13 protein-coding genes are annotated in these 17,716 nt (G+C 39.0%); 12 read left to right on the forward strand and 1 reads right to left on the reverse strand.

The window, feature by feature from the left end; genetic code table 11:
- Window positions 1-9: 9 nt before the first annotated feature.
- On the reverse strand, window positions 10-4,653 hold the full coding sequence (locus IIC38_02920; GenBank protein ID MCH8124899.1) for a T9SS type A sorting domain-containing protein: 4,644 nt from the start codon (window positions 4,651-4,653) through the stop codon (window positions 10-12).
- Between the two features lie 410 nt (window positions 4,654-5,063).
- Between IIC38_02920 and IIC38_02925 the strand changes: the two genes are divergently transcribed.
- The 12 genes from IIC38_02925 to IIC38_02980 all read left to right on the forward strand — a co-directional run bounded on the left by IIC38_02925 (window position 5,064) and on the right by IIC38_02980 (window position 17,501).
- The gene (locus IIC38_02925; GenBank protein ID MCH8124900.1) at window positions 5,064-5,375 is read left to right on the forward strand and encodes a non-heme iron oxygenase ferredoxin subunit; all 312 of its coding nucleotides are present in this window, start codon (window positions 5,064-5,066) and stop codon (window positions 5,373-5,375) included.
- Between the two features lie 43 nt (window positions 5,376-5,418).
- Window positions 5,419-6,864, forward strand: coding sequence for a Fe-S cluster assembly protein SufB (sufB, locus tag IIC38_02930; GenBank protein ID MCH8124901.1), 1,446 nt, complete (start codon window positions 5,419-5,421; stop codon window positions 6,862-6,864).
- 54 nt (window positions 6,865-6,918) lie between these two features.
- Window positions 6,919-7,680 carry a Fe-S cluster assembly ATPase SufC gene (gene sufC / locus IIC38_02935; protein MCH8124902.1) on the forward strand — a complete coding sequence of 254 codons (762 nt, stop codon included), beginning with the start codon at window positions 6,919-6,921 and terminating at the stop codon, window positions 7,678-7,680.
- Window positions 7,681-7,750: 70 nt separating this feature from the next.
- Window positions 7,751-9,055, forward strand: coding sequence for a Fe-S cluster assembly protein SufD (gene sufD / locus IIC38_02940; GenBank protein MCH8124903.1), 1,305 nt, complete (start codon window positions 7,751-7,753; stop codon window positions 9,053-9,055).
- A 61-nt stretch (window positions 9,056-9,116) separates the two neighbouring features.
- Entirely contained in the window at window positions 9,117-10,331 is a 1,215-nt protein-coding gene (locus IIC38_02945) for a cysteine desulfurase (GenBank protein MCH8124904.1), read from the forward strand.
- On the forward strand, window positions 10,328-10,780 hold the full coding sequence (locus IIC38_02950; GenBank protein ID MCH8124905.1) for an SUF system NifU family Fe-S cluster assembly protein: 453 nt from the start codon (window positions 10,328-10,330) through the stop codon (window positions 10,778-10,780). Before IIC38_02945 ends, IIC38_02950 begins: the two co-directional genes overlap by 4 nt.
- Window positions 10,781-10,814: 34 nt before the next feature.
- Window positions 10,815-11,138: an SUF system Fe-S cluster assembly protein gene (locus IIC38_02955; protein MCH8124906.1), complete on the forward strand. Its 324-nt coding sequence runs from the start codon at window positions 10,815-10,817 to the stop codon at window positions 11,136-11,138.
- A 53-nt stretch (window positions 11,139-11,191) separates the two neighbouring features.
- A complete protein-coding gene (locus IIC38_02960; GenBank protein MCH8124907.1) occupies window positions 11,192-11,731 on the forward strand; it encodes a BrxA/BrxB family bacilliredoxin in 540 nt (179 codons plus the stop codon).
- 31 nt (window positions 11,732-11,762) lie between these two features.
- Window positions 11,763-12,389 carry a superoxide dismutase gene (locus IIC38_02965; GenBank protein MCH8124908.1) on the forward strand — a complete coding sequence of 209 codons (627 nt, stop codon included), beginning with the start codon at window positions 11,763-11,765 and terminating at the stop codon, window positions 12,387-12,389.
- A 702-nt stretch (window positions 12,390-13,091) separates the two neighbouring features.
- The gene (locus IIC38_02970) at window positions 13,092-14,435 is read left to right on the forward strand and encodes a pyridoxal phosphate-dependent aminotransferase (GenBank protein MCH8124909.1); all 1,344 of its coding nucleotides are present in this window, start codon (window positions 13,092-13,094) and stop codon (window positions 14,433-14,435) included.
- A gap of 477 nt (window positions 14,436-14,912) precedes the next feature.
- Entirely contained in the window at window positions 14,913-15,293 is a 381-nt protein-coding gene (locus tag IIC38_02975; GenBank protein MCH8124910.1) for a carboxypeptidase-like regulatory domain-containing protein, read from the forward strand.
- 18 nt (window positions 15,294-15,311) lie between these two features.
- Window positions 15,312-17,501 (forward strand): TonB-dependent receptor, encoded by a 2,190-nt coding sequence (locus tag IIC38_02980; GenBank protein ID MCH8124911.1) that lies wholly within the window; start codon window positions 15,312-15,314, stop codon window positions 17,499-17,501.
- Window positions 17,502-17,716 lie beyond the last annotated feature (215 nt).

The raw sequence follows: 17,716 nt of genomic DNA on the forward strand, positions 1-17,716 counted from the left end.
TTAGCCTAACTATTTAAGAAATAGACACTTTTTAACCTTTTGAAATTCAGAAGTAGTAATTTTATACAAATAAACTCCCGATGCAACTAAATTATTTGAATCGTTTCTGCCATCCCAAATAATCCTGTAATTACCTGCATCTTGGTGGTGGTCGATTAACGTTTTTATTTTCTTACCTGCAAGGTTATAAATTGATATTTCCACTTGCGTTGATCTTGGCAAATCATATTCAATCGTTGTTTCCGGATTGAATGGATTCGGATAATTTTGTCGTAATGCAAACGTGGACGGAATTCCTACAATTTCTTCAACATCTGTTGTTGTGTTATTACCGCCGCCAACCTGATTAGATGGCAATAATTCAAAAAAGTTTGACCAACCGGATTCGAAAATATCTCCTTTAATTGCAAACATTCGGAAAAACACAGTTGTATCCGGGTTGAAAATACGTTCTATTTTTTTAGTAATTATATCAGGATCGTTTGGATTTGCTGTTATTATTTCTCTATTACCTGGATTATCACGTAAATCAAAAAGGAAAAAAGATTTTTGATTAGCGAAAACCAAAAAATATTTATCCGCAGCTTGAACTTTGGACCAGGTGACACTCACATTATTTGTAATACTGTCCCGCTCAACCGATATCAGCTCCGGCGGGCTAAAAAATGTGAATGGTTTAATTTCACCTGAATCGTTGATATTATCTGCAAAATCCCTTGGAACAATTCTAAAAAATAACGGCTGAGTAAAAAACTCATCTAAAATTTCAAATTCTTTTAGTAAGGCCGTCGAATCTCCTCCAGGAATATTTGTTATTTTCGCAACTATAGACTCGTTAACATCGTTCGATTGGGATTGGTTACCATTAGTCATTCCGGATTGGTTACCATTAATCATTTTAAAAATTTGGATTTCATTATCTCGCAACCCAGCAAGGTCATCAGTGGATTTCGACCATGAAAAATTAATATCTACTAAAGTTATTGCGGTTGATGTATCATTTGATGAAGTTATCGTAAAATCTAAGCTTGTGGGCGACGGCAGTGTGTTGTCCAGTATCAATTCATCCACACCATCTAATTCCGCTGAAGATGGATAATCTGGGCTATTACCAAACCGATCAAATCCCATTATTTTAGCAAATACAGATTTTCCTTCAAAAACATTAAATCTATTCGGGTTAGTAAGATCATTCGTAGAAGTGTTATAAAATTGATCGATATTTGTCAACAAATTTCTTCTTAGTTCAATGATTTCAGTGAATTGCTTAAAATCCGGACGATTTGTAAAATCCGGATTGTTGGATAAAAATACTTGTACTGATTCAGCTCCTCGCGTGTCTCCAAACTCCGCTATCCGCTCTGTACCATTTTCTTCGAAAAGCCATAACCATTCAACACGAAGAGAATCTTTTGTATTTATATTAAAATATTTTTTCCCTGTTGCTGGATTGGCAACATGCAAACCATTGAATTTTGGAATAAATACTCTGTCTGTGAAATTTTTAACGTTACTTTTAGCGTTAGCAGTATCTGCTCCGGCATTTCCAGCAGGCACAAATCGTGGTGGATCATTTACTTTCTTTTCAAACGGAATTACCTGGTAAACATAATCGGCATTGGGCGTTAAACCTGTTCGATCCATATACATTAAATTTTCATAAGCGGGGTCTCCCGGAAAAAAATCCTGTTCAAAGGTCTCTGACGAGTTATTAATTTGTACTCGAATTACCCTAAAAAATCCTACTAGCTCTCGTGAATTATTATCCCAAAAATTATTATCAAAATAGAACTCCCAAGAAACGAAAATCCCGGTAGTATCTGTTGGTTGGGCTTGGGTAAGCAATATATCATTAGTTGGAATTATGCTTTTACCCGTATCAGTACATCTTTGATTTGACAAAGCTGATGAGTCTAGATTTGAGGATTGTAGTTCCACAGCTCGAACGATTGAACAATATTCAGGTCCAGGATCTACTTGAAATATAACCATTTTTTTGCCTATAACAAATTCCTCTCTGAAAAGTGTGCCATCTCGAAAAAGCTTTATATCAAAGCGCGTTAAATCTAGTGGAACAAAGCTGGAATCCGAGAATTCCGGGAATGACCAGATGATTTTGATGTCATCCGAATTAAATGACATACTTGTAATTTGTGGAGCAATATTGCAATAATCCTCATCTGTTGCCGCACTTGCTTCGGTTTTGTTTCCTAGTAAATCTGAGGGTTCAACTTTGTATTCGTAGTGTTGAAAAGCGATTAGGAAACTTCCATCTGCGTTAATGTATGGATCGGTAAACGATGTGTCTGATGTAACACCCAATGATATAAACGTTGCAATTTTTGAAGTTTTGGAAAGACTATTTCCGTTTGGATTAACTTCCTGTCGAAAAATCTCATACTCTACCGGCAGCAAATCATCTGCATTTGTCCAATTTAAAAACATGTTTCCGTTTGGAGATGGATCATTATTAACACTTAAGGATATAGATCCGGGTGCAGTACTATCTTTTATAATTTCGAGAGTGTTTGAATTTGGACTTATAATTCCATTGGCAAATTGAACATTTGCAAATATTTGATTAGGTCCTTCTGCTAATTGAACTACCGCCTCTAAAGCTTTCGGGTCTACTACGATTGTTTGCCCATTAACTGTTAACGTCATTCCTTCAACGTCTTTGGTATCAAAGTCAGTCCAATTAACAATAACAGCGTTTTTGGTTGTGTATAGATCATTGTTGAATAACGTAAATCCATTAGCAAATGCGATTTCAGGCGCAAGTGGTGCACGGGCACAAACTTCCCTTAAAGAATCATTGAAATCATTCTTATTCCCCACATTGTCTTCTGCACTAATTCTATAGCAAACTGTAGTGCTAGTATTTATATTAGCAAAGGTATCGGGGTAAGATTGTACTAAACCATCCGTTGAATTTACTATTGCAATTGGTTTAAATTCTCCATCCTCTCCAATTTTTCGATGGATCGTGTAAGCTTTGACACCACTCACTGAATCCCCTGCTGCTTCCCAATCCAATCGAATAAAACCTCCTCCTGGTACACTTGAATCTAGCTTTACGAAAATATTTAAATTGGAAATATCACCAGGAGGAAATACATCCTGAAACGCCCCAATAAACCTTTCCTCTGAGCTAGACCTTGAAAATTCAGATCGATTTCCGGCCTTGTCTCTGAATTGGGCTCGATACTTAAAAAAGTGGCCATGAATAAACGAATCATCATTTGTGCCGCTATTCGTAAAATCAAAATTAAAGAATAGGAGTCCACCATTAAATTGATCTACCGGAATCCACGGTGATATCCAGGTATCAAAAAATTGAACTCCGGGTTGCCATTCCGCATCAAAAAATCTGGATTTATCCCTTACAGCTTGAAAACGCACAAAATCTACACTGGCCAAATCTTCGAACCCAGGTTTACCTTTAGGATTGACTAAATAGACCGTATTTGATGTTCCCTTTTTGGACCAGGGTTTTTCATTTGAACTTTGAGCCGGAAATGGTGCATGGGGTTCCGGTGGAACAAAATCAAAACCAAATCCTTGCTCCCAGAAAAATGTTGGAGGAGGTGAAGTAGTTGCATCTGGCACAAATGGTCCAAGCTCATTTCCATCACCAACATTAAAGCCCGCGTCAAAAGCAGCAACTTTATAAAAGAAGGTTTCCCCTTCAATCAATCCCCAGTCACGCTCATCCTGGAAATGAAAGTCGTCTTCCGGGGCATCTTGCGAGACAAAAACCGAATCAATAGCAACAAAGCTTCCCATACCCATTCGTCGAAAAATAACAAATCCTCTCACAAAGCTGGTTGCATCTTCGACTATCTGCCAAAACAAGTCGACTGTAGCGTTAGGTCCTTCCATTCCGGAAGAACTGCCTAAAAAGTCAGGAGGTATTGCATCTTGAATACTAATAACTGTAGTAGAATTTACAGAAGTACTATCTTCTTTGAAGCCTTTAATGAAATATCCATATTCAACTTCATGTTGAAGATTTTCAAAGGTGGTTTGTACTACACCTGCATTTGATGATTTTCTAAGACTAGTAAACTGTTTTCTAACGTTTCCTGAATTGGTAGGATCAATCAAAGATACATATTGGTCAAATAGATTTTTATTCTCAATCCACGAGATTGTATTTGATGTCCCCCCTGAAAATTTTGGTTCATTAACAATGCAAGGTGCAACTCTTAAATCTACTATGAAAGTATCTGAATATACTTTTCCATTTGCCTGAATACATCCTGCAATTAACTTAAATATATATTGAGCTCCATCATCAATCTGAGGTTTAAAGAGAATTGAACCAGAAATTTGGTTAGCAGGTCCGGCAATTCTCTGATCTTGCCAGCGTGTAAAAAATTCCGGTTTATCCGGTATTATTAAAAACAATGAGTCACAATCTTCACTAAAATCAACCTCAATCTTAATCAATTCTTCTTCTTCTACGTTCATTGTTAAAGGTACTATATATCTAAGAAGAACCTTAAAGCTATTTCCAAATCCACCAGTGGTAGTAAAATCAATGTTAACCTGCGCAATGACTGAATTACTTACAAAGATGGTCATTAATACCAAAAGATATTTTAAATGTGATGAGGTTTTAAAAATAGATTCCCAAAATTTGGTGATCATCACAACCCTCCATAGTTAGTTATAAAAATCAATAATTAGACATTTTGCAGTCTAATCGAGTATTTAGCCAAATTAACACCAGCTAGGTATACTTTACCCAACTTATTTTGTCTCATCATGAGACAGTATGTTCATCCGTGAAACTAAATGAGCCAATAGGCAGGCTTTAATTGGCCTTTTATTTACTGATGAACAATATGTGCAATTTTCGTTCCACATTTTGATATTTTTAATCTCAATAAAATAATTATAGCAGTAAATAATTTATGCTAATTCTTCAAGTACAAATTTCTCTTGACATTTTTAAACACTTGCAATAAGTTATATGCGACTATTTTAATCGGGTTTGTAGTATCTTATTAGAAAACAATGAATTATTATTAAATGGATACTAGTAAATTGGGTAATAAATGCCGAAAGTTATTAAGGTTTGTGAAATTCAAGAATTAACACCAGGGCAGGTTCAATCATTTCAAGTCGAGGATAAGGAAATTTCAATTTGCCGGGTAAATGGCAATTATTATGCTTTTGATGATGTTTGTACGCACCAATATGGTTCATTGTCAGATGGTTGGCTAGAAGAATATACAATCGAATGTCCGCTTCATGGAGCGCAATTTGACATTCGTAGTGGTGAAGTTCTTTGTCTACCTGCAGTTGAGAATATTAATACTTATAAAGTAGTTATAGATGAAAGTAATGTTTTTATTGAATTAATATGATGTTTATTTTTATGATTCTTCAAATTCTTCAAATGAGGTATAGATGAGCACTGAACAAGAGACCATTGAACAAATAACAAAAAGCGAATATAAATACGGATTTACTACTGATATTGAGACCGAATTAGCGCCAAAAGGATTAAATGAAGATATTGTCCGTTTTATTTCCAAGAAGAAAGATGAACCGGAATTTTTACTGGAATGGCGCTTAAAGGCTTATAGATACTGGCTTGAACAAAAAGAACCCAAATGGCCAAACGTGAAATACCCACCAATTGATTTTCAGGATGCTTATTATTATGCTGCACCCAAACCCCAAAAACAGCTCGATAGCTTAGATGAAGTCGATCCTAAATTACTAGAGACGTTTGACAAACTTGGCATCTCCTTAGGTGAGCAGAAGAGGTTAACCGGGGTTGCCGTAGACGCAATTATGGATAGCGTATCGGTAGCTACAACTTTTCACAAAGAACTGGAAGAACTTGGTATTATTTTCTGCTCTTTTTCCGAGGCTGTACAAAATCATCCCGAATTGGTCAGAAAATATTTAGGTTCAGTTGTTCCTTATACTGACAATTTCTATGCAACCCTGAACTCTGCGGTTTTCAGCGATGGCTCCTTCTGTTATATTCCGAAAGGTGTTCGCTGTCCAATGGAATTGTCAACTTATTTTAGAATAAATACCGCAAATACTGGACAATTCGAAAGAACTTTGATCATTGCCGAAGAAGGTTCATATGTTAGTTACTTGGAAGGTTGCACCGCTCCCATGCGAGATGAAAATCAATTGCATGCTGCAGTTGTAGAGTTGTTTGCGCACAAGGACGCTCAAATAAAATACTCAACCGTGCAGAATTGGTATCCTGGGGATAAAAACGGAAAAGGTGGAATTTATAATTTTGTCACAAAACGAGGAATTTGTCTGGGAGAAAACGCGAAAATATCCTGGACTCAAGTTGAAACCGGCTCGGCGATAACCTGGAAATACCCCAGTGTTATTCTGAAAGGTGACAATTCCACCGGTGAGTTTTACTCAGTTGCAGTGACCAATAATTATCAACAAGCAGATACCGGCACAAAAATGACACATATTGGGAAAAACACAAAAAGCACAATTGTATCTAAAGGAATAGCTGCCGGAAAAAGCAACAATTCCTATCGAGGGTTGGTGAAGGTTACCAAAAATGCGAGCAACGCTCGTAATTTCTCCCAGTGTGATTCCTTGCTTATTGGTGATCGCTGTGGCGCACATACATTTCCGTATCTTGAAATTAACAATTCAACAGCTAAAGTAGAACATGAAGCGACCACATCAAAAATAGGTGATGATCAAATTTTCTATTGCAATCAGCGTGGGATCAACACAGAAGATGCTATTGCTTTAATTGTCAATGGGTATTGCAAAGAAGTATTCCAGGAATTGCCTATGGAGTTTGCTGTGGAAGCACAAAAGCTTTTAGCAATAAGTCTTGAAGGAAGTGTTGGATAACTAAAAGCTCTATCGAAATAACAGAATTTTGCGAAGAAAAAAGGAAGAAAATAAATGTTAGTCATTAGGAACCTGGAAGTCTCAGTTGAAAACACAAAGATTCTTCGTGGGATTAATTTGGAAGTAAATGCCGGTGAAATACATGCAATCATGGGGCCAAATGGATCGGGGAAAAGTACATTAGCTAATGTGCTCGCCGGCCGTGAAGAATATAAAGTAGATGCTGGCGAAATCATATTTAAAGGGAAAAACCTGTTGGATATGAAACCCGATGAACGGGCAAAAGAGGGTTTATTTATGGCATTTCAATATCCGGTGGAAATTCCAGGTGTGAATACAACTAGTTTTCTAAAAACTGCTTTAAATGAAATTAGGGAACATCAAGGGTTGGAAAAATTGGATGCAATGGAATTTCTTGACTTGATTAAAGAAAAAATGAAGCTTATTCATATGGATCAAAAGTTTTTAAAACGTTCTGTTAATGAAGGCTTTTCGGGTGGAGAGAAAAAGAGAAATGAGATTTTTCAAATGGCCGTGTTAAACCCCAAATTATCAATTTTGGACGAAACTGATTCGGGCCTGGATATTGATGCACTAAAAATAGTTGCGAATGGCATCAATACATTAAAAAGAGAAGACAATGCATCAATAGTGGTTACTCATTACCAACGGCTGTTGAACTATGTAATTCCGGATAGAGTGCATGTGCTCTTTGACGGTAGGATTGTTAAATCCGGTGATAAAGATTTAGCCTTAAAGCTGGAAGAGCGTGGTTACGACTGGGTAAGAGAAATAGCAGAAGAAACTGTAGTTTAATTAGCACATTAATTCTAATTTTTTTCGAAAACAGAAACAAATTAATATGGAAAATTTGAAGCATAACAATATGGATAGTAAAGAGTGGCATCTCTTAAATTTTGAGATTCTTGAAAAAACATTGAATAGTAAACAGAACATGCCTTTTCACACAATCCGAAAAGATGCCTTGCATAAATTTTCGGAACTCGGCTTCCCAACCGTTCGCGACGAGACCTGGAAATATACCAGCATAAAACAAATATTGAAGCACAACTTTAGATGGTCTTCTCAATCAGCTGTTATTTCTGAAATTAACATCAAAAAATTTAAATTCAAAAATATTGATCAGAACGTGTTGGTATTCGTTAATGGAAATTTCAACAAAGAATTATCACAAATAGATTCTGTAAATAACGGAATCGTTATCACAAATCTCGCAGATGCATTCCATAACTACGGCGATCTTGTTAACAAGTACCTCTCCAAAACTGCAAAATATGATTCCGAAGCATTTACAGCATTAAATACAGCCTATGTGCATGATGGTGCTTTTATTCATATCCCGGATGGGGAAATTATCAAAAATCCCATTCACCTTCTGTACATATCTGATTCCGGCAGTGATATCTTTCATTTTCATCCGAGAAATTTAATTATTGCCGGAAAGAATAGTCAATGCCACATTATTGAAAGCTATAATCATACCTCAGACAATAAATATTTATGTAATTTAGTAACTGAACTTCTGGTCCAAGAAAACGCCAATGTTGAGCATATAAAAATACAGGATGAAAGCGAAACCGCATATCATATCTCTTCTTCTTACATTACTCAAGGGAAAAACAGTGTTTATACATCTATCAACATCGATCTTGGCGGGGCATTGGTACGAAACAATATCAATATTTTATTGAATGGTGAATATTGTGAATGCAATTTATTTGGTTTCAATCTGGCTCATAATAAGCAGCACATTGACAACCATACGTTAATCGATCATGCAGTCGCCAATTGCAATAGCAATGAATCTTTTAAGGCGATTATAGACGATAAAGCCAAAGGCGTTTTCAATGGCAAAGTTTTGGTTCGACAGGATGCACAGAAAACCAATGCTTTCCAATCAAATAAAACACTTTTATTAACTGATCATGCTACTATGAATTCAAAACCTGAACTGGAAATATTTGCAGATGACGTAAAATGTAGTCACGGTGCGACCATTGGACAGTTAGACGAAGAAGCTTTGTTTTATTTACGAACGCGCGGAATCAGCAAAGAAATGGCAAATTCTATGCTGCAATTTGCATTTGCAGAAGACATCCTTGAAAACATAAAAATTGATTCTGTTCGGAAGAAATTAAATAACCTTATCCATGATAAATTCATCTCATAAAATGGAACAAACCTTCGAAAAACTCACATTAGATCCGCCTGAGTCTAACGTCACCCAGGGTATCGATGTTGAACGAATTCGCGAGGACTTCCCCATTCTTAAACAAACAGTTTATGGTAAAACTTTAAAGTATTTAGATAATGCCGCAACGACACAAAAGCCCAAAGCTGTTATTGATACCATTACAAAATATTACACAACCCAAAATGCCAATATTCATCGCGGGGTGTACCACTTAAGTGAAGTCTCAACACAGGCATATGAAGGTGTTAGAGTAGACGTCAAAAACCACATCAATGCCAATTCGACAAAGGAAATTATATTTGTTCGCGGCACAACAGAGGGCATTAATTTGGTAGCAGCGACTTATGGAAGGCAAAATATCAAACCAGGTGATGAGATCATCATTTCCGAAATGGAGCACCATTCCAATATCGTTCCCTGGCAGCTTCTTTGTGAAGAAAAAGACGCGAAATTGCGGATCATTCCCATGAATGATGACGGAGAATTACTCGTTGATGAGTATGCAAAACAAATTAATGAAAAAACAAAACTGGTGGCTCTTGTTTATATTTCCAATTCACTCGGAACCATTAACCCGGTTACTGATTTTATACGACTTGCCCACGAAAACAACATCCCGGTATTGCTGGATGGTGCGCAAGCATTGCCACACATAAAAGTCGACATGCAAGAGCTGGATTGCGATTTTTTCCTGTTTTCCGGACATAAGGTCTTTGGCCCGACTGGTATTGGCGTACTCTATGCCAAAGAATCTTTCCTTGAACAAATGAATCCTTATCAAGGCGGAGGCGATATGATCCGTTCCGTAAAATTTGAAAAAACCACTTATAATGATCTGCCGCACAAATTTGAAGCAGGAACGCCCAATATTGCCGGAGTAATTGGTCTTGGAACAGCATTAAAGTATGTTGCTAAAATCGGATATGAAAATATCGAGAAATATGAAAAAGAGTTGCTCTGTTATGCGACAAACGCAATATCAAGCCTTACCTCGGTAAAAATTATCGGTACAGCAAAAAAAAAGGCCAGTGTAATTTCATTTACAATAGACAACGTTCATCCTCACGATGCTGGAACAATTTTGGATCGGGAAGGGATAGCCATCCGGACAGGACATCATTGTACTCAACCTGTAATGGATCGATTTAAAGTGCCTGCAACATCCAGGGCTTCTATGGCATTCTATAACACCAAAGAAGAAATTGACGCACTGGTTGCAGGAATTGAAAAAGTAATAAAGCTATTTGCATAATGGATGATTTAAGAGAGTTATATCAGGAAGTGATCCTGGATCACAACAAAAATCCAAAGAATTATCATGAGCTGGATTCGCCATCTCACACTGCAGAAGGTTATAATCCGCTTTGCGGCGACCGGATCAATCTCTATTTGATCGTTGAGAATGATATAATAACAGACATCAGTTTCCAAGGATCAGGTTGTGCGATTTCCAAGTCTTCCGCATCGTTAATGACAACAGAATTAAAAGGTAAAACCATAACCGAAGCCAGAGATTTGTTTCATTCCTTTCAAAAGATGATAACAAATAAATCTGATTTTGAAGAAGATTTTAATACCATAGGGAAATTAGCAGTTTTTGCCGGGATAAGAGAATATCCGGTTAGAATTAAATGTGCTGGCTTAGCCTGGCATACAGTCTTTTCAGCTTTGGAAAACGGGGATGTCGTTTCTACAGAATAGTTAATGAATATTAAACAAAATCATTGAGTAAACTATGGAAGAAAAAAACCAGAATAAGCAATTAGAAGAAGCAGTTATCAAAACTCTTAAAACGGTCTACGATCCTGAAATCCCAATCGATATTTATGAACTGGGGTTAATTTACAATGTCGAAATCAAAGAAGACAAAAAAGTGCAAATAACAATGACCCTTACTTCCCCCGCTTGCCCGGTTGCAGGTACTTTACCCGGAGAAGTTGAAGCAAAAGTAAAAGAAGTAGATGGTGTTGCTGATGCTGTGGTAGATATCGTTTGGGAGCCGCCCTGGGGTAAGCACATGATGAGTGAAGCCGCTCAACTTGAGCTTGGGTTATTTTAAGTAGAAATTAATAATAAAATAAATTAAATAGATCATTAAACAAAGGAGTAAAAATGACTCAATTTCCTATTCTTCAACCAACTTATGATCAAGATGCAGTCCAGCCAATGCGGGACGAATTGATCGCCGTTGGTTTTAAGGAATTATTAACCACCGAAGATGTGGACGCTAATATTGGTTCCGAATCAGATGAGACGCGTTTATTGATAGTCAATTCTGTATGCGGGTGTGCGGCCGGTGGTGCGCGACCCGGCGTTAATTTAGCTTTGCAGCATAACATTATTCCTGATAAATGTTATACAGCTTTTGCAGGTCAAGAAAAGATGGCTGTTGAGCATATCCGACAAAATTATTTGAGCGATTTTCCTCCATCCTCTCCGGCGATTACTTTATTCCAAGGATCAAAAGCAGTATTTATGATGGAAAGACAAGATATTGTTGGAAAATCACCTGAAGAAATTGCAGATATTATTAAGAATGTTTTTGATAAATATTGCTCAAAAGAAGGCCCTTCTATAAATCCGGAAGATTTTGCGAAGGTCGCTCATGCAGTTGCATGTGGATCTAAGATCCCGTTATATGATCAATCATAATAAATAAACAATACTTGAGGAGGTAGGAAAAATGTCATATGAATGGACAGCAAAACCAAGACCTTATTCAGATGATGAAGCAAAAGAGCTATTAAAGGATGTCGTATCACCAGAAACGACAGATTGGCACTACAATAAACATCATAAAGGATATGTAGCCGCTTTAAATACGATTGAAAAAGGATTAGAAACAGCTGACCGGGCAGCAGCAAACGGAAACTATAGTACTGTCGGTGAGCTGAAAAGACGGTTCACCTGGAATCATTCTGGAGCGTTATTACACGGCGTCTATTGGGAAGTACTGGGCGGTAATGGTGACGCAAATGATGGTCCGGATATAAAAGCTGCAATCGAATCCGAGTTTGGATCAGTCGATAACTGGAAAACTGATTTTAAAGCAACTTCTTTTTCAGCCAAGTTGAGTGGTTGGGGATTACTGGTCTATGATGCTTTATACTCCAAAAGACTATTGAATGTACTTGTTGATGAACACCAATACGGTGCTATTTGGGGCGGTGTACCCCTTATTTCCTGCGATGTCTTCGAGCATGCCTATTATCATAAAGATGGTCCGGGTCGGGCAGTTTATATCGATCACTTTCTTGAAAATCTACATTGGGGAAGAATTAACGATCGATACAAAAAATATGGTCGTTAGCCGGTAACAGATTAGAGTTAACAAAAATCTCTCGATTCATGCAACGAAGTTCAATGAGATAACATTCATTGAACTTTGTTGTTTAAACTAGATCTTATCATTGATAAATCTTAATAATCCTGTTAATCCTGTCAAAGTTTTTTACGATCTATTATCTTTTATCATCGTTTTATAAAACTGCATAAAATTTGAGGTTTGGGCGTAAACTATTATTTTAGTCACTAAGAGCCCTCCCAAGAAGAAAAAGCCATCAATTTTGATGGCTCGTTTTTTAAAACTTAAAGTTGAAATAATGAACCAGCCTATTGAAGATTTCAAAAGACCGAACGAATTAAAGTCTGCTATACCTGTGAGTGACTGGATTCAGATGGAAATGAATCGATCACTTTACCTGGATCTAGAGTGATTTGATTCTAAAAATCTAGAGATTGTTCAGCACTGTTTGATCGAATTGAAAAATATTTTTGAAGAAATTTTGTATCTCTTCTTTCAGTAAATCACATTATTCATATTATGGAATAAGAGATTGAAAATATAGAAAAAATAATCTACTTAAAGAAGCCGCCCTCCAGATTTCGTTAATATAAGAAAGAATAAATTTTTAAAGGGATTTTATCTTGTTTTTAGATATTCTAATCAACTATTTAATCGAGTAATCTACAAAGTTATAAAAGTTAAAATACTGGAGAATAGAAAAGATCTATGGAACAAAAACTGGCTGAAACTGGAATCATTTCAAACCCTAAAGTTCATTTAAATTTAAACGTTCGCAGTTTGCAAGGTTCGTCGACACTGGTGATTAACGAACGCAGTAATGAATTGATTAACAATGGCAAAGAAGTATTTAAGTTAGGTTTGGGGCAATCCCCTTTCCCGGTCCCAAATTGCGTTGTTGAGGGTTTAAAGGCAAATGCATATCACAAAGAGTATCTACCCGTAAAGGGGTTGCATAAACTTCGTGAAGCTTTTTCTAATTATTATTTTCGCAGGTTTGGTGTAAAAAGATCTGCGGATAATGTGATGATTGGTCCTGGCTCAAAAGAACTAATGTTCTTAATTCAATTGGTCTATTATGGCGATCTACTCATTCCAACTCCTTCCTGGGTTTCTTATGCACCCCAGGCTCAAATCATTGGCCGGCAAGTTCGCTGGTTACCTACCCAATTTGAGAATAACTGGAGGCTTGTACCAGAAGAATTAGACATTCTATGCAAGGATGATCCCTACAGACCACGCCTTTTAATTCTCAATTATCCCAACAATCCATGTGGACATACCTATAGTATTGATGAGTTAAAGGAACTGGCTGAAATTGCCCGAAAATATCAAATCGTTCTTTTGTCTGATGAAATTTATGGCGAAATTGGTCACTATGGAAGACATACTTCCATCGCACAGTTTTATCCAGAAGGCACGATCATCGTTACTGGCTTGAGTAAATGGTGTGGAGCAGGCGGTTGGCGATTAGGAGCTTTCATATTTCCTGATTCTCTAAATTGGCTTCTTGATGCAATCTCCGTAGCCGCAAGCGAGACCTTTACCTCCACTTGCGCACCGATCCAATACGCCGCTATTGAAGCTTTGAAGGAAAGTGAAGAGATCGAAACGTATTTACATCATACTCGTCGTTTGTTCCGTACATTGGGCAGGCATTGTTCTTTGCAAATGATTAAGGCAGGCATTGAACTTGTTGAGCCGCAAGGCGCTTTCTATCTTTTCCCGCGATTTACTCCATTTAGTCCGGAATTGAAGTTGCGAGGGATAACTACAAGCCAACAACTTTGTGAAACACTTCTTGAAGAAATCGGAGTTGCAACCATACCTGGTTCGGACTTTGGCAGGCCAAAAGAAAATATGACTTTGCGAATAGCTTATGTCGATTTTGATGGTGAAAAAGTCTTACAAGCTGCTAGCGGTATACCTTTGGAATCTGAATTGGATGAAAAATTTATTCGCACTCATTGCAACAAAGTGACTACCGCGGTCGATCGAATTTGCGAATGGATTACTGCCGGAAATGGAAAAAAAACACCTAAGACAGCTTAAACAAATCTAAACAAGAACATAATCTATTAGGATTGTACTCGCAAAGGCGGTGACGTTTTGTTCCCTTCGGATGCGCTCAGGGCATGTTTTCTGGCTCACTGCTTTGCTACAGGTTTCCGTAAAAGGCCGGACAAGTTCTTCCCACAAGGCCTCGGTGCTCCAAACTCAAAAAAACAGACCGTGGGATGGCTAGCCAAAAAGTTAAAAAAATAAATTTCGTTTGCGGTTTTTAATATATATTTATAAATTGCACTCATAGCTGACCAAATCAATAATTACATCACTCAAATCAAACATAAGGAGGTAAACTATTAACATTATATATTCAATAGGGAGAAAGTAGGAGAGGATATGTATGTTGCCGACGTTGTGAGGCGTAGGCGGTGTACATTGTTTTTTTAAAGTAGAATCACTTGGGATTAACAAAAGAGGAAGAATAAAATGATGAATTTAAAGTTTTGCGCAACACTCGTTTTCATGCTCAGTGTGCCACTAATCGTACTTGGCCAGAATGGCACTATCAAAGGAAAAGTAAGGTCTACCCTCGGCGAGGCGCTTCCGGGTGCCAACGTTCAGGTTCAGGGCCTTACACAAGGGGATGCAACGGATAGTAATGGCGAGTTTACTATTAGTTCTGTTCCGGCAGGGACTTACACGGTTGAAGTAAAGTTTATTGGCTACAAAACCGCAACCCGCGAAGTAACGGTATCTGCAGGACAGACAGTGACAGTTAACTTCCGGCTACAAGCAGATGTATTGTTTATGGACGCAATTGTCGTCACGGGTACGCGCCAATCGGGCCGAACGAAAATTCAGTCTCCCGTTCCAATCGATTCGTTTGAAGGCAGAGAAATTTAACGCCAGGGCAATGGTGATTTGACCGAATCATTAAAGAATTTGGTGCCGTCCTTCACAGCAACACCGCTAACAGGTGACGGCGCTGCGTTCGTAAGGCCTACATCGCTTCGCGGTCTTCCGCCGGATGAAGTCCTGGTTCTTGTTAATTCTAAACGCCGCCATCGATCAGCGCTGATCGCGCATTTTGGTGCAGCTATGAATGTCGGCGCTCACGCTGCTGATATAGGCCAAATACCGAGCATTGCGCTTAAGAATATTGAAGTATTGCGTGATGGCGCTTCTGCTCAGTACGGTTCGGATGCAATTGCAGGGGTGATGAACTTTATTTTGAAGGATGCATCCGAAGGCCTTGAAATCCAGGTACAGAGCGGTAAGTGGTACGGAAAGAATTACGGAAGTGAAACCGATTATAAGGTTGCTGCTAACTTTGGGTTACCGTTATCCGAAAAAGGTTTTCTTAACATCAGTGGAGAATATACCCGCAATGAAGAACTTTCCCGCGGCGTTCAGCATGCTGCTGCCGAAGGTGTTCCGAATGTTCAAAACCCTGCTATGAATTGGGGACGCCCGAAAAGCAGCGGTTTTCGTTCTGTTTGGAATGCAGGACTGGAGCTGAGCGAGACCGCCGAGCTCTATTCATTTGGTAATTTTGCAGACACCTATGGTAATTACAGCTTTTTCTATCGTGCCCCGGGCCGGGCCGGCGTCCTGGAACCAATCCCGCTTGACCCAACGGATCCTTCAAAAGGCAACTTTTGCTTTTGCGATCAAGATGAATACAAGGCAGGCTTTACGCCTCGTTTTGAAGGGTTCCAAACGGACTTGAGCATTATCTTTGGATTGAAGGGCAAGCTCAACAACGGCGTGGTTTATGACCTGAGCACAACCTACGGCTCGAACCGAATCAACTATATACTCAACAATTCGCTAAACTCGTCCTGGGGACCTGGGTCACAAACCGTTTTTCGTCCCGGTGACTTGAAGCAAGCAGATCTCAACTTCAACCTGGATCTCGCGAAGGCTATTAGTGACAACTTCAATTTGGCCGCGGGTCTTGAACGGCGTAAAGAAACCTACACGATGTTCGTTGGCGAGGAGCAAGCGTGGAAGGCCGGCCCCTGGGCCGATGTAGCCTTGTTGATTGACCCTGTAACAGGCACAAACTATGCCGCTCCCGGCCTTGCAGCGAATGGTTTTCCCGGTACGAGCGAGGATGCTGCTGGCGAATTTGTCAGTGAAAACTTTGCCGTTTATATTGATGGAGAATGGGATGTCAACGAGGATTTCTTACTGCAGGGTGCGCTCCGGTATGAGGATTTCAAGGAGTTTGGCACTACCACCAACGGCAAGGTAGCAGCCCGTCTCAATGTTTCCGATAAATTGACGTTGCGTGGTGCATTCTCCACGGGTTTCCGGGCACCCACACCGGGTCAGGCGAATGTTACGACTGTTGTCACATCATTCGATGGCGTAACCGGTATGCAGGTTCAGGAGGGCACTATACGTCCGACTTCTCCGCTTGCTGTGAGTTTGGGTGGGAAGGCGCTCGTACCAGAGGACGCAGTCAACATCAGCATCGGTTTAGCTTCCAGAGTTTCTAGTTCTCTGAGTCTTTCCCTTGATTTTTACAACGTCGAGGTAGATAACCGAATCATAAAGTCCAGGAGCCTTGCTGTAAGTGGGGATCCTAACTTTGCTGAGGCCGCCTTCTACACGAATACACTGAATACAAGAACGCAGGGATTGGATTTAGTCGCGGTCTTGAGACGCGGTGCCAATACAGACATCAGCTTTGCGTACAACTACAATGAAACCGAGGTGCTTAGCCAGAAGCAGGTTAACGGCATCAACCCGGTTTCTGACGGTACTGTTTTCAACATTGAAAATAACCTGCCCAAGCACCGCGCAAGTGTAACGTTGAATCAGCAGCTCGGCACGGTCACTGCAATGGTCCGTGCAAACTTCTATGGCAAAACTATAGACGAGCGCGGCACCCAGGAAAAAGTTGGATCTGAAACGCTCCTCGACGTGGAGCTTAGCTACCCTGCAAGTCCCAATATGAGAGTGATACTCGGTGCGAACAACGTTCTCAACAATTACCCCGACGAGATTGATACTCGCCTGTCGCAAGGCATGCCTTACCCACGCCGGACACCTATCGGCTATCATGGCGGTATGGTGTACTTGCGCGTCGTGTATAATAAGTAGTCGCTAAGTTCTCGCTATTATCTGAAATTTAAAGAAAGCCCCTATTCCGAACTTTTTCGGGTAGGGGCTTTTTTTCGAGCTGATCTTCAACAATACCATTGACACTTAGTATATAAAAACATAATTACTGTAACGTATTAAAATTGTACTTATCAATATTATTAAACCTCCCCTACCCCCTCCTTAAGCAAGGAGGGGAAATTCCTCCCCTTGAT

It is taken from the genome of candidate division KSB1 bacterium, from assembly GCA_022566355.1.
Lineage (GTDB): Bacteria > Zhuqueibacterota > JdFR-76 > JdFR-76 > DREG01 > JADFJB01.